Below are 14,581 nucleotides of genomic sequence, written 5' to 3' on the forward strand. Positions count from 1 at the left end.
GCCGCGGTCCGGGTGCCGTACGGGAAGTAAAGGCGCGGATCAGCTGTTACAGCCTGTCGAAGCCATGCCGCAGCCATCCTAAGGATATCCAGATTTCCGGCCAAGTTAGATTCATTCTGCGGTTGCCCGATGCTGTCGTCTGGGATTCCTGGCGGGAAACATCGCAAAACCTGCCAGTTACCTGTGACTGTCCGCCACGGTTTGGATGGGCGGAACACCGCAAATTAGATTCATGTTCGATTACATGACCGATGGTCATTGCGTGTATCAGTCACAGAGAGGACGGAAATGTCGTTTGTCATCGCGGCGCCTGAACTAGTCGAGGCGGCAGCTCAAGAGCTGGCCGGTATTCGTTCGGCGCTTGCCGAAGTAACGGCGGCCGCGGCGGCTCCGACGACTGGCATCTTGTCCGCCGGCGCCGACGAGGTGTCTGCGGCGATCGCGCAAGCGTTCGGCTTGCACGGCCAGGAATTCCAAGCGCTGAGTGCGCAAGCGGCGGCTTTCCACGAAGAGTTCGTCGGCATGCTCAATGCCGGGGCTGGCGCCTACGCCAGCGCCGAGGCCAGTGCACAGTCGCTGCTGAGCGCACCGGCTCAAGCGTTGGCCGACAGCGTCGGCGCTCCTTACCAGGCGCTGGTTTCCAACACCACCGCCAATCTGCAGGCCCTCGGGGCGCAGATCTCGGCCAACCCGGCGCCAATCCTGCAACAGTTCCTCACCAACCAGTCGGGCTACGCCCAGGCCATCCAGACCGGGATCCAATCGGCCGTCCAGAACCTGCCGGCCGAGGTGGCCAACCTCCCGGCGAACATCCAAGCCGGCTTCCAGGGGCTGTTGTCAGCCAACCCTGGCGCCGTGCTGCAAGGCATTGTCAATAACCAGATCGGCTACGCCCAGCTCATCGCGGGCTCGCTGCAGAAGGCCGGCAGCGACCTCGTAACCGGGTTCCAGGCACTCCCGGCCAGCTTCCAGGCCGCGTCCCAGGCATTCGCCGCCGGCGATGTCACCGGTGGGTTGCTCCAGATCGGCGGTGGCTTCCTCAATCCGTTCTTCTCGGGCTTCGACGTCGTCACCGGCGCCGACGGCGTCCTGAGCATCACGCCGGTTGGTGCATTGGGTGACCTACTGCCGATCTTGTCCATTCCGGGACAGATGGCGCAGAACTTCACCAACCTGCTGCCTGCCGGATCCATCCCTGCGCAAATGGCGCAGAACTTCACCAATGTGGTGAAGACCCTCACCGACGCCAGCGTCACCTCATCGGCGAGCTTGGTCATCGACGGGTCCCCTCCGGCCGGTTTCAGCCTGGACCTCAACACTCATATGGGTCTGCCCCTCGCGCTTGCGATCGGTGCGATCGGCGGCCCGGCCAATGCGCTGCACGCTTTGGGTACCAGCGCGACCGCATTCGTCAATGCGGCCCAATCCGGAAACGCGATCGGCGCGGCCACAGCACTGTTCGACGCCCCGGCGGCAGTTACCAACGGCTTCCTAAACGGTCAGATCACGGTGCCGTTGCAGCTCACGGCATTAGGGTTCCCGACCACTCTCAACCTGCCGTTGTCAGGAATCCTTGTCAATCCGACCGCCTACACCGGGTCGGCCGACCTTGGCGGGGGCTTATTGGCACCAGCGACGGTCACCGGCACGCCCCTGGGCGGCATCGTTTCAGGCCTGCTGAACTTCCTGCCGCAGTCGATCGCGGCGGCACTCGGTGGCCCCGTTCCGGTGATGATCCCCCCGGTGGCGCAGCCGCTGCTGTAACTGCGGCCGCACCCAGCAAAGGCGCGCCAGGATAGGCCGTCAAACTTACCGCGGTGAAAATACGCGTTCTCCCTCGTGTGATGTACGACATATTTTAGGCTGCATTCCTGCCTTGGTGGCATCGCGCAACTGCCTCAACGGCAGTTGGGTCGAGGGAAGATGCGACATGTCGTTCGTATTCGCGCAGCCGGACGTGTTGACTGCGGCGGCTGAGAATCTGGCCGGGGATCCGAACAGCCACCCGGTCAGCTGGCGGCAGCCATCCACGGGTGACACGGGCCGCGGCAGCTGAGGCGGAAGCTGCTAAATCGACGTCTTCGCAAATTGAATGTTTGAACCCACTCAGGCGGGGGTAAAGAGGCGCCAATGCCGCCGTCCTGCGCGGGGGGCGATTTAAGCATTCGGCAGCGACGGGTCGAAAAAGGGGGCTGAGATGTCGTTTGTTATCACGCCGGAGTTGGTTGGGGCCGCAGCTGGGCAGTTGACCAGTATCAATGCGGCACTCAATGAGGCAGCCGCCGCAGCGTCGGCCCCGACCAGCAGCGTCGCCACCGCGGCCGCCGACGAGGTGTCGGCGGCCATCTCGCAGCTCTTCGGCGCGTACGGACGGGAATTCCAAGCGGCCAACGCGCAGGCAGCGGCGTTCCACGCCGAGTTTGTGCGACTGCTGAACGGTGGCGCCGCCGCCTACGTCAGCACCGAGATCGCCAACGCCGAGCGGAACCTGCTCAACGCGATCAACGCCCCCGTTCAAACGCTGTTCGGTCCGGCCGGCGGTCTGCCCACCGCCGAGCCTCTTATCCCTGGCATTTCCTTACCTATACCGCTGCCGTCGGGACCGCTGCCAGGCCTTCCGATCCCGCCGATTTTCGGCAGTGGCGGCTTGGGCGGCCTCCTCGGCGGGGAAGGCGGACTGCTTGGGCCGATCCTTTTCGGAGGCACCGGCGGACTTCTCGGTCCGCTCATCGGCGGCAACGGCGTCCTGACCTCGCTGATCGGCAGCAGCCCGTTGGCTCCCTACTTCGCGAGCGCCGGCCAGCAGTTCGGCAACATCGTGTCCTCGATCCTCGGCGGCACCTTCCTTTCCAACCCGCTCGGGGTACTGCTGCCAGGCCTCTTCCCGCCGACCGGCGGCACACCTACCACGCCTACGTCCTATGTGCCCGGCAATGCGTGGGCACGGCTCTTCGCGAACACCGGCAACAACCTGGTTGCCCTGAACAACGCGATCGCGGCCGACCCGTTCCCGTTGTTGCGGCAGGTCATCGAAAACCAGCAGGGCTACGCGGCCGCGACGGCCAGCGACTTCGCGCGGACCTTCGCGAACCTGGACACCGAAATCGCCTACCTGCCGCTGACCATCGAGAACGGCATCGAGGGCCTCGCTTCCTTCAATGCGCTTCACTACGCCGGTGTCTTCGCCAACGGCACTGCCGGCGCTTACCAGACGATCGGTTCGTCACTGACGGCCTTCAACAGCGACTTCCAGGCCAACCTGGTGAACTTCCCGGCCGACTGGTCGAAGGTCGGCCAGGCGATCGCGGCGGGGGACTACCACCTGGCAGTCACCGACGGAACGTCCGCAGTTCTCAACCTCTTCCTGAACGGCTTCGACACCAGCAATTTGTCGGACATCAAGCTGTTGGGGCCCGTCGGAGACCTGTTCCCGATCCTGAGCCTTCCCGGCCAGCAGGCAATCGGTCTGAGCACGCTGATGACGCCGCACTCCGTTCCCCAGCAGATGACCGCGAACCTCGGGAAGTTCTACACCGCGCTGGCGAATACCGCCGTCTCGACCACGGTGTCGACCGAGATCAGCATTCTGCCGCCCAATATCGAACTCGTCATGGCTGCGAACTTCGGCTTGCCGCTGTCACTTCTCTTCGGCGTCGGCGGAGCGCCGGTTGCCGCGATCGACGGTCTGGCCACCGCAGGGACGGTCATCGGGGGCGGCATCGTGACCGGGAACCCGGTCCAGATCGTCGGAGGCTTCTTCGACGCACCCGCATTCATCCTGGACGGCCTACTCAATGGTGAGACCATCGTGGACGTACCGTTGCCGGTAACCATCCCGGTGCTGCCACCCCTCATCAACGACATCAACATTCCGGTCGTGGCACACCTGCCGTTCAACGGGCTTCTGGTTCCGCCGCATCCCTTGACGGCGACGATCCCCCTACAGATTCTGGGCAACGACATCCCGATCAACCTGACGCTCGGGGGCACGAAGTTCGGCGGCCTCTTCCAACTGCTCGTCAACACCGGATTCCGGACCCTCGCGGACTCGATCGCCAACTAGCCGGTTGCGTACCTGCCGGCTGCCGACCCCCTAGACGCCGCACAACCGGCTTGCTCGGTAGAGGTCTGGCAAACAATCTGATGTCGTGCGGCGAGTGGGCAATCCCTCGCGGGGACGCGGATCCCAGCCTTGCTCCCAAGGCCGAAGCTCGTCGGACGGCTTGTGCAGGGCGTGGCTGGGCTCGTCGTAACCCCGTCGAAAGCAGTAGCCAAAGTGTTATGCGGCGCCAATGTTTGGCTCCTTGGCAGGTGGGGTATCCGACTGCCAACGGAGCCGCGTGGGGTGGGCTTCTCTCGGGCATTAGCCACAAACGGTGGGGTTTCGCCTATGTTTGCTGTGATTAGATAACTGAACGCAAACGTCTCTAATATTTCGTTTATTGGATGGACGCTGCCAGCCAATTTATGGTGGCGCCGAAAAGTCGTGGTGTGCTGTGAAATATCGGCTTATGTACAGCGTTTCAATCCAGCGTGCAGCGAATACCATGATCTAGCGCGCGCAGTCAAATCTCCTGGCCGTCGGCCGACCCGGCTGTCCGAATCTGCCTCTTATACACCGATCTAGCTCGCTCTCGCTGCAGCGACTCGCCGATGTCTTGGTTTCGGACGCTTTGTTGTACACATGCACAGCAAAATCTGTGACGCCCCCGCGACACACTGTTAGATCGAGGTCAAATAACTCTCGACAGCGCGCGTTCGTAGGCCGTAGAACTGCCCGGGAGACGGCGCCACACAGTTTGACACAAGATAAATACTAAATTTTTTCTCAATTTGCTGCGGAGCGCGCATCGAAGGCTTACAGTCGAATCACTGGGGGCGTGCGGGCGCCGTCAAACCTAAGACCGGTGTTGTCTATTCGTGGGGGATGGACATGTCTTTTGTCATTGCGGTGCCGGAGCTCTTTCAGTCGGCGGCACAAGATCTAGCAGGCATCCAAACGGCGCTAAGCGAAGCCGCCGCGGCGGCAGCGGCCCCGACAACGGGGCTCCTCGCGGCGGCCGAGGACGAGGTGTCGATCGCCGTAGCAAAGCTATTCGGCAGCTTCGGCGAGGAGTACCAGGCCGCCAGCGCGAAAGCTGCGGCGTTCCATGAGTCCTTCGTCGCGACGTTGAGCCGTAACGCAGCTTCTTACGCCGCTGCCGAGCTGTTCAACGGAGCGGCCCTGGTGACTCCAGCCGCCGCGGCCGCGGTAGGCGGCGAGGTTGGGCTGTCCGCCACGATCAGCGCCGAAATCGCCGCGGCCCTCCGCGCTTTCGCGAACGCCGTTGGTGCAGGCATATCCGGTCTCGCTCTGCAGGGCGGCGGCGCCCTTGCATCCGGCCTGGGCGCCGGAGTGGCGCAGACCGGCGAAGCCATCGTCGCGGCCGGCACCTCGCTTCAGGGCCTCGGCACCGGCATGTCGACGCTGGGCGCGAACCTCAGTGCTCAGGCAACCGCCGCCTTGGCCGAGGCAGCGAACTTGGGTGCGTCGGTGAGCGCGCAGCTTGCCCTCAACTTGTCGGGCAACCTCGACCTGGGGCTGCCAGAGCTAGTCGCAGCCCTCAACGGTGGCTTCAATGGTCTGCTTCAGGCCGGACAAACCGTGACGGCCAACATCATCACGAACCTCGGTGGGTCGTTGGGCACAGCGCTGCAAACCGGCGGGACACTACTGGCCAACTTCGGCGGCAGCCTGCCTACCTTGGCGGCCCAGCTGAACGCAGCCATTTCCGCCAGCTTCGGCAACGGTCTGCCGGGATTGGTCGCCGCATTCAACGGTGGCTTGAACGGCCTGGTCCAGACGGGTGCGACGTTGGCGTCCAACCTGGCGGCCAACTTCGGTGGTGGGATCGAGGCGATCATCCAGACCGGCGAGACCATCGCCGCCACCCTCGCCGCCGGCTTCACCGCTCCGGAACTTGCCGCACAACTCACTGCGGCGCTGCAGGCCAGCTTGGGCGCATCCTTCCCACAGCTCGTTGCCGCACTGTCCGGTGGGTTCAACGGGTTGGCTGAACTGGGTCAGGAGTTCGCGGCCAACCTCGCATCCGCTTTCAGCGGTGGCTTCGGAGGCTTGGTCGAACTCGGCCAAGACTTCGCGGCGAACCTGGTGGCCAGCTTCAGCGCTCCGGAACTGGCGGCGCAAATCAGTGCGGCCTTACAGGCCAGCCTGGGTGCATCCTTCCCCGAGTTGGTCGCGGCGCTCAATGGTGGCCTGAACGGCTTGGTGCAGACCGGGGCGACGCTGGCGGCGAACTTTGGCGGGTCCCTCAACGCTCTGATCCAGACCGGCGAGACGTTGGTCGCGAACCTGGCGGGCAGCTTCAGTGTTCCGGCAGTGGCCGCACAGATCAGTGCGGCCCTGCAGGCCAGCCTAGGTGCGTCGTTCCCGCAATTGGTGGCGGCATTCAACGGCGGCTTCGAGGGCCTGTTGCAAACCGGGGCATCGCTGGCCAGCAACCTGGCGTCGAATTTCGGCGGTTCTCTCGATGCGTTGATCCAGACCGGCGAGACGTTGGTCGCGAACCTGGCGGCCAGCTTCAGTGCTCCGGCACTGGCGGCGCAGATCAGCGCGGCGTTGCAGGCCAGCCTCGGTGCGTCGTTCCCGGAGCTGGTGGCCGCCTTGAACGGTGGCCTCAACGGGTTGTTGCAGACCGGGGCGACGTTGGCCAGCAACCTGGCGGCCAACTTCAGCGGCGGGCTCAACGGATTGATACAGCTGGGCCAGACGTTCGCGGGCACCCTGGCGGGGAGCTTCACCCTGCCCGAGCTGGCGGCGTCGATCAGCGCGGCATTGCAGGCCAGCCTGGGTGCGTCGTTCCCGGAGTTGGTGGCGGCGTTCAGCGGTGGCCTCAATGGATTTGCGCAGGTGGCGCAGGAATTGGCGGCCAACCTGGCGGCCAACTTCGGCGGCGGGTTGGAAGGCCTGATCGAGGCCGGCCAAACCTTCGCGGCCAACCTCGCCGCAGCGTTCAACGCGCCGTCGCTGTCCGCGGCAATCACCGCTGCGTTGCAAGCCAGCCTTGGCGGATCCTTCCCCGAATTGGTGGCGGCGTTCAGCGGTGGGCTCAACGGCTTGATCGAGACGGGCCAGGAGTTGGCGGCCAACCTGGCTGCGAACCTCGGTGGTGGCCTGGAAGGCCTGATCGAGCTCGGAGAGACGTTCGCGGCCAGCCTGGCGGGCAGCTTCAGCCTGCCGCAGTTGGCGGCGTCGATCAGTGCGGCGTTGCAGGCCAGCCTGGGTGCGTCGTTCCCGGAGTTGGTGGCGGCGTTCAGCGGTGGCCTCAATGGATTTGCGCAGGTGGCGCAGGAGTTGGCGGCCAACCTGGCGGCGAACTTCGGTGGCGGGCTGGAGGGCCTGATCGAGGCCGGCCAGACGTTGTTGGCGAACCTGGGCGCGAGCTTCAGCCTGCCCGAGCTGGCGGCGTCGATCAGCGCGGCGTTCCAAGCCAGCCTGGGTGCGTCGTTCCCCGAGCTGGTGGCGGCGCTCAGCGGTGGATTCAATGGGTTCGCCGAGCTAGCTCAGCAGGTGGCGGCCAATCTGGCGGCGAACTTCGGTGGCGGCCTGGAAGGCCTGATCGAGGCGGGCCAGACGTTGTTGGCGAACCTGGGCGCGAGCTTCAGCCTGCCCGAGCTGGCGGCGTCGATCAGCGCGGCTTTGCAGGCGAGCTTCGGCGCGTCGTTCCCGGAGTTGGTGGCGGCGTTCAGCGGTGGCCTCAACGGCTTGATTGAGACCGGGCAGGAGCTGTTCGCCAACTTGGCGGCGAACCTCGGTGGCAGCTTCGAGGGCTTCATCGAGCTGGGCCAAACCCTCGTGGCCAACCTCGCCGGTAGCCTCAGCCTGCCGGAGCTGGCGGCCTCGCTCAGTCTGGCGTTGCAGGCCAGCCTGGGTGCGTCGTTCCCGGAGTTGGTGGCGGCGTTCAGCGGTTCGCTCAACGGGTTTGCGCAGGTGGCGCAGGAGTTGGCGGCCAATCTGGCGGCCAATTTCGGTGGCGGGCTGGAAGGCCTGATCGAGGCCGGCCAGGCCTTCGCGGCGAACCTGGCCGCCGCCTTCAACGTGCCGACCCTGGCCGCGCAGATCAGTGCGGCACTGTCGGCCGCCTTCGGCGCCTCGTTCCCCGAGTTGGTGGCCGCGCTCAGCGGCGGGTTCAGCGGATTCGCGCAGGTGGCTCAGCAGTTGGGAGCCAACCTGGCGGCCAACCTCAGCGGCGGTCTGAGCGGGTTCATCGAGGCAGGCGAAAACTTCGCGGCCAGCCTTGCCGCCGCCCTCAACGCTCCGACGTTGGTCGCGGCCATCAACGCGGCCTTGCAGGCCAGCTTCGGCGCATCGTTCCCGGAGCTGGTGGCGGCGTTCAGCGGCGGCCTCAACGGATTGGCCCAGGTGGGTGCCGAGTTGGTCGCCGATCTCTCGTCCGCCTTCGGCGGCAGCCTGGAGGGGCTGATCGACGTTGGGCAGACGTTCTTCGCGAACCTGGCCGGCAGCCTCAGCCTGCCGGAGCTGGCCGCGTCGATCAGCGCGGCGTTGCAGGCCAGCCTTGGTGCATCCTTCCCGGAGTTGGTGGCGGCGTTCACCGGCGGGCTCAACGGGTTTGCGCAGGTGGCGCAGCAGCTGGCAGCCAACCTGGCGGCGAACTTCGGTGGCGGACTGGAGGGCTTCATCCAGGCCGGCCAGACTTTGTTGGCAAACCTGGGCGCGAGCTTCAGCCTGCCGGAATTGGCGGCGTCGATCAGCGCGGCTTTGCAGGCGAGCTTCGGCGCGTCGTTCCCGGAGTTGGTGGCGGCGTTCAGCGGTGGCCTCAACGGCTTGATTGAGACTGGGCAGGAGCTGTTCGCCAATTTGGCGGCGAACCTCGGTGGCAGCTTCGAGGGTTTCATCGAGCTGGGCCAGACGCTCGTGGCCAACCTGGCCGGTAGCCTCAGCCTGCCGGAGCTGGCGGCGTCAATCAGTGCGGCGCTGCAGGCCAGCCTGGGTGCGTCGTTCCCCGAATTGGTGGCGGCGTTCAGCGGTTCGCTCAGCGGGTTTGCGCAGGTAGCTCAAGAATTGGCGGCCAATCTGGCGGCGAACTTCGGTGGCGGATTGGAAGGCCTGATCGAGGCCGGCCAGACCTTGTTGGCAAACCTGGGCGCGAGCTTCAGCCTGCCGGAGCTGGCGGCGTCGATCAGCGCGGCTTTGCAGGCGAGCTTCGGCGCGTCGTTCCCGGAGTTGGTGGCGGCGTTCAGCGGTGGCCTCAACGGCTTGATTGAGACCGGGCAGGAGCTGTTCGCCAATCTGGCGGCGAACCTCGGTGGCAGCTTCGAGGGCTTCATCGAGCTGGGCCAGACGCTCGTGGCCAACCTGGCGGGCAGTCTCAGCCTGCCGGAGCTGGCGGCCTCGCTCAGTCTGGCGTTGCAGGCCAGCCTGGGTGCGTCGTTCCCGGAGTTGGTGGCGGCGTTCAGCGGTTCACTCAGCGGGTTTGCGCAGGTGGCGCAGGAGTTGGCGGCCAATCTGGCGGCGAACTTCGGTGGCGGGCTGGAAGGCTTGATCGAGGCCGGCCAGGCCTTCGCGGCCAACCTGGCCGCCGCCTTCAACGCGCCGACCTTGGCCGCGCAGATCAGTGCGGCACTGTCGGCCGCCTTCGGCGCCTCGTTCCCGCAGCTGGTGGCCGCGCTGAGCGGCGGGTTCAACGGGTTTGCGCAGCTGGCCCAGCAGTTGGGGGCCAACCTGGCGGCGACCTTTGGTGGCAGCCTGGAGGGTCTGATCGAGGCAGGCCAGACGTTGTTGGCGAACCTGGGCGCGAGCTTCAGCCTGCCGGAGTTGGCAGCGTCGATCAGTGCGGCGTTGCAGGCCAGCTTCGGCGCGTCGTTCCCCGAGTTGGTGGCGGCGTTCAGCGGTGGCCTCAACGGCTTGATCGAGACGGGGCAGGAGCTAATTGCCAACCTGGCAGCCAACTTCGGTGACCTCGGCGGATTGATCGAACTGGGCCAGACGCTCGTCGTGAACCTGGGGGCCAGCCTCAACCTCCCGAACCTGGCGGCTTCCCTGAGTGCGGCAATCGAGGCCAACCTGGGCGCCTCGTTCCCACAGTTGGCAGCGGCCTTGACCGGTGGATTGACCGGGTTGGTTGAAATCGGGCAGACGTTCGCCGCGAACCTGGCCGGCGCCTTCAACACCCCGGCGTTGGTGGCGGCCTTCAATGCGGCGTTCGGTGGCTTGATCGAGACCGCGCAAGAAGTCGCGGCCAACCTGGCTCTTGCCTTCAATGCCCCAGCCCTGTTGGCGGCATTCAGCGGCGGGCTGAACGGTCTGGTTCAGCTCGGCCAGAACTTCGCCGCGAACCTAGCCGCGAGCTTCAACCTGCCTAGCTTGGCGGCCTCCATCAGCGCGGCCATCCAAGCAAACCTCGGCGCTTCATTCCCACAGTTGGCGGCGGCGCTTACCGGTGGGCTGAACGGTTTGGTCCAGATCGGACAGAACCTGGCGGCCAACCTGGCAGCGACCTTCGGCGGCGGGCTGGAGGGCTTCATTCAGGCCGGCCAGACCTTCCTGGCCACCCTGGCGGGCAGCTTCAGCTTGCCGTCGATCATGGCGTCGATCAGCGCGGCTCTCGAGGCGAGCTTCGGCGCGAGCTTCCCGGAGTTGGTGGCGGCCATTAGCGGTGGGCTGAACGGTCTGGCGGACTTGGGTGCGCAGTTGGCGGCCAACCTGGCGGCGACCTTCGGCGGTGGGCTGGAGGGCTTCATCGAGGCCGGGCAGACGTTACTGGCGAACTTGGCGGGCAGCTTGAGCCTGCCCGGCCTGGTGGCGTCGATCAGCGCTGCTTTGGAGGCGAGCTTCGGCGCGTCCTTCCCGGAGTTGGTGGCGGCCTTTAGCGGTGGTCTCAACGGTCTGGCGGACTTGGGTGCGCAGTTGGCGGCGAACTTGGCGGCTACGTTCGGTGGCGGTCTGGAGGGCTTCATTCAGGCCGGCCAGACCTTCCTCGCCAACCTGGCCGGCAGCTTCAGCTTGCCGTCGCTCGTGGCGTCGATCAGCGCAGCCCTAGAGGCCAGCTTCGGTGCCAGCTTCCCGGAGTTGGTGGCGGCCTTCAGCGCCAGCCTCAACGGTCTGGCGGACTTGGGTGCGCAGTTGGCGGCCAACCTGGCGGCGACCTTCGGCGGTGGCTTTGAGGGCTTGATCGAGGCCGGCCAGACCTTCCTGGCCAACCTGGCCGCCAGCTTCAGCCTGCCGGAGTTGGCGGCGTCGATCAGCGCAGCCCTGGAGGCCAGTTTCGGTGCGAGCTTCCCGGAGTTGGTGGCGGCCTTCAGCGCCAGCCTCAATGGGCTGGCGGACTTGGGTGCGCAGTTGGCGGCCAACCTGGCGGCCACCTTCGGTGGCGGTTTGGAGGGCTTGATCGAGGCGGGTCAGACCTTCCTGGCCAACCTGGCCGCTAGCTTCAGCTTGCCGTCGTTGATGGCGTCGATCAGCGCGGCTCTCGAGGCGAGCTTCGGCGCGAGCTTCCCGGAGTTGGTGGCCGCCATTAGTGGTGGGCTCAACGGTCTGGCGGACTTGGGTGCGCAGTTGGCGGCCAACCTCGCGGCGACCTTCGGTGGTGGGCTGGAGGGCTTGATCGAGGCCGGTCAGACGTTCCTGGCCAACCTGGCGGGCAGCCTGAGCCTGCCGTCGATCGTGGCGTCGATCAGCGCAGCCCTGGAGGCCAGTTTCGGTGCGAGCTTCCCGGAGTTGGTGGCGGCCTTCAGCGCCAGCCTCAATGGGCTGGCGGACTTGGGTGCGCAGTTGGCGGCCAACCTGGCGGCCACCTTCGGTGGCGGTTTGGAGGGCTTCATCGAGGCCGGTCAGACGTTCCTGGCCAACCTGGCGGGCAGCCTGAGCCTGCCGTCGATCGTGGCGTCGATCAGCGCAGCCCTGGAGGCCAGTTTCGGTGCGAGCTTCCCGGAGTTGGTGGCGGCCTTCAGCGCCAGCCTCAATGGTCTGGCGGACTTGGGTGCGCAGTTGGCGGCCAACCTGGCGGCGACCTTCGGCGGTGGCTTTGAGGGCTTGATCGAGGCCGGTCAGACCTTCCTGGCCAACCTCGTCGGCAGCTTTAACCTGCCGGAGTTGGCGGCCTCGATCAGCGCGGCGTTGCAGGCCAGCTTTGGTGCCAGCTTCCCCGAGTTGGTGGCGGCCATCAGCGGTGGATTCAACGGTCTGGCGGACTTGGGTGCGCAGTTGGCGGCCAACCTGGCAGCGACGTTCGGCGGTGGCCTGGAGGGCTTCATTCAGGCCGGCCAGACCTTACTGGCCAACCTGGCGGGCAGCCTGAGCCTGCCGTCGATCATGGCGTCCATCAGCGCGGCTCTCGAGGCCAGCTTCGGTGCCAGCTTCCCCGAGTTGGTGGCCGCCATTAGTGGTGGGCTCAACGGGCTGGCGAACCTGGGTGCGCAGTTGGCGGCCAACCTGGCAGCCACATTCGGTGGCGGTCTGGAGGGCTTCATCGAGGTGGGCCAGACCTTCCTGGCCACCCTGGCCGGCAGCCTCAGCCTGCCCGAGTTGGCGGCCTCGATCACTGCGGCATTGCAGGCCAGCTTCGGCGCCAGCTTCCCCGAGTTGGTCGCCGCATTTACCGGCACCCTCAATGGTCTGGCCGAGCTTGGTCAGGAGTTGGCGGCCAACCTGGCGGCCACCTTCGGTGGCGGGCTGGAAGGCTTCATCGAGGCCGGCCAGACCTTCCTGGCCAACCTGGCCGGCAGCGTCAACCTGCTCAATATTGCGGCCTCGCTCAACGCAGCCCTGCAGGCCAGCCTGGGCGCCTCGTTGCCCGAATTGGTGGCAGCGCTCAGCGGTGGGCTGAACGGGCTGGCGGACCTGGGTGCGCAGTTGGCGGCCAACGTGGCGGCGACCTTCGGTGGTGGTCTGGAGGGCTTCATCGAAGCTGGTCAGACGTTCCTGGCCACCCTCGCCGGCAGCCTCGACCTGCCCAGCCTGATGGCATCGATCAGCGCAGCCCTGGAGGCCAGCTTCGGTGCCAGCTTCCCGGAGTTGGTGGCCGCCATTAGCGGTGGCTTCAACGGTCTGGCGGACTTGGGTGCGCAGTTGGCGGCCAACCTGGCGGCCACTTTCGGTGGCGGTCTGGAGGGCTTCATCGAGGCCGGCCAGACCCTTCTTGCCAACCTGGCCGGCAGCCTGAGCCTGCCATCGATCATGGCTTCGATCAGCGCAGCTCTCGAGGCCAGCTTCGGCGCATCCTTCCCGGCGTTGGTGGCGGCCTTCAATGCCAGCCTCAGCGGTCTCGCCGCCAATGTTCAACAGCTTGCGGCCAACCTGGCGGCCACCTTCGGCGGCGGTCTGGAGGGCTTCATCGAGGCCGGCCAGACGTTCGTGGCCAACCTGGCGGGCAGCTTCACCCTGCCGGAGCTGGCGGCCTCGATCAGCGCGGCGTTGCAGGCCAGCCTCGGCGCATCCTTCCCTGCCGTGGTCGCAGCGTTCAACGGTGGACTCAACGGCCTGATCCAGACCGGACAGACGTTTGCGGCCAACCTCGCCGGCACATTCGGCGGCGGACTGAACGGGCTGATCCAGACCGGGGAGAACTTCATCGCCAACCTGGCGGGCAGCTTCAACGCTCCGGAGCTGGCCGCGCAGATCAGCGCGGCGTTGCAGGCCAGCCTCGGCGCATCCTTCCCGGCCCTGGTCGCTGCCTTCAACGGCGGGCTCAACGGTCTCATTCAGACCGGCCAAACCCTGGCTGGCAGCCTGGCAGGCAGCCTCGGCGGCAGCCTCAACGGACTGATCCAGACCGGCGAGAACCTGGTGGCCAACCTGGCCGCCAGCTTCAACGCTCCGGCGCTGGCGGCGCAGATCAGCGCGGCGTTGCAAGCCAGCCTCGGCGGGTCGTTGCCCGCCTTGGTCGCTGCCTTCAACGGCGGACTGAATGGTCTCGTACAGACCGGCCAGACGCTGGCACTGACCCTGGCCTCCAACTTCGGCGGCGGCCTCGAGGGGCTGATCCAGACCGGCCAGTCCTTGGCCGGCAACCTGGGCGCTCAACTGGCCGCGCTGCTGGACACCGGCCTGAGCGGCAGCCTCTCGGCGCAGCTGAGTGCGGCCTTGTCGGCTGGTCTTGGGGGCACCTTGAACGGGGTGCTAGAGGCCACACAGTCGCTGGCCGCCAACTTGGCAACTGGATTGGGTACCGGATTCGAGGGCTTGATCGACGGCGGGGCAATCCTGTTGAACAGCCTCGGCGCCGGGTTCAACAGCCTGTTCGGCACCGGAGGATCGTTGGCGGCGATCTGGGCCGACGCCGTTGGGGAGGTCGTCGGGTCACTAACCAGCGCCCTGGGCGCGAGCCTCGGCGTCGGCTTCCCCGGGCTTGCCCAAACGGGTGCGGCCATAGTGAACGGGATCGCAAACGCATCCCTGGCGCTGTCGCAGACCGGTGGCGCGCTCCTGGCTGGCCTTGGCGATTCAGCGGTGGACTTCGTGGCCAACATCAGCCTGGCGTTGCTCAACCTTCAGCTCGCCATTCAAGCCGCACTGAACATCAGCGGCTCGATCGGTTGACCCCCGGACCCGATCCGGGGAATT

The 14,581-nt window shown here is 66.1% G+C and carries 4 protein-coding genes; all 4 read left to right on the forward strand.

Annotated elements, in window-relative coordinates; translation table 11 throughout:
- The first annotated feature begins 288 nt into the window (after window positions 1-288).
- Window positions 289-1,764 carry a PE family protein gene (locus tag G6N68_RS31465; RefSeq protein ID WP_163711959.1) on the forward strand — a complete coding sequence of 492 codons (1,476 nt, stop codon included), beginning with the start codon at window positions 289-291 and terminating at the stop codon, window positions 1,762-1,764.
- A gap of 166 nt (window positions 1,765-1,930) precedes the next feature.
- Window positions 1,931-2,056, forward strand: coding sequence for a PE family protein (locus G6N68_RS31470; RefSeq protein WP_163711961.1), 126 nt, complete (start codon window positions 1,931-1,933; stop codon window positions 2,054-2,056).
- A 141-nt stretch (window positions 2,057-2,197) separates the two neighbouring features.
- The gene (locus G6N68_RS11820) at window positions 2,198-4,063 is read left to right on the forward strand and encodes a PE family protein (protein ID WP_163711964.1); all 1,866 of its coding nucleotides are present in this window, start codon (window positions 2,198-2,200) and stop codon (window positions 4,061-4,063) included.
- 870 nt (window positions 4,064-4,933) lie between these two features.
- Window positions 4,934-14,557, forward strand: a complete 9,624-nt coding sequence (locus G6N68_RS30135; RefSeq protein ID WP_205351510.1) for a PE family protein — start codon at window positions 4,934-4,936, stop codon at window positions 14,555-14,557.
- Window positions 14,558-14,581: the final 24 nt, after the last annotated feature.

The organism is Mycobacterium bourgelatii, from assembly GCF_010723575.1.
Lineage (GTDB): Bacteria > Actinomycetota > Actinomycetes > Mycobacteriales > Mycobacteriaceae > Mycobacterium > Mycobacterium bourgelatii.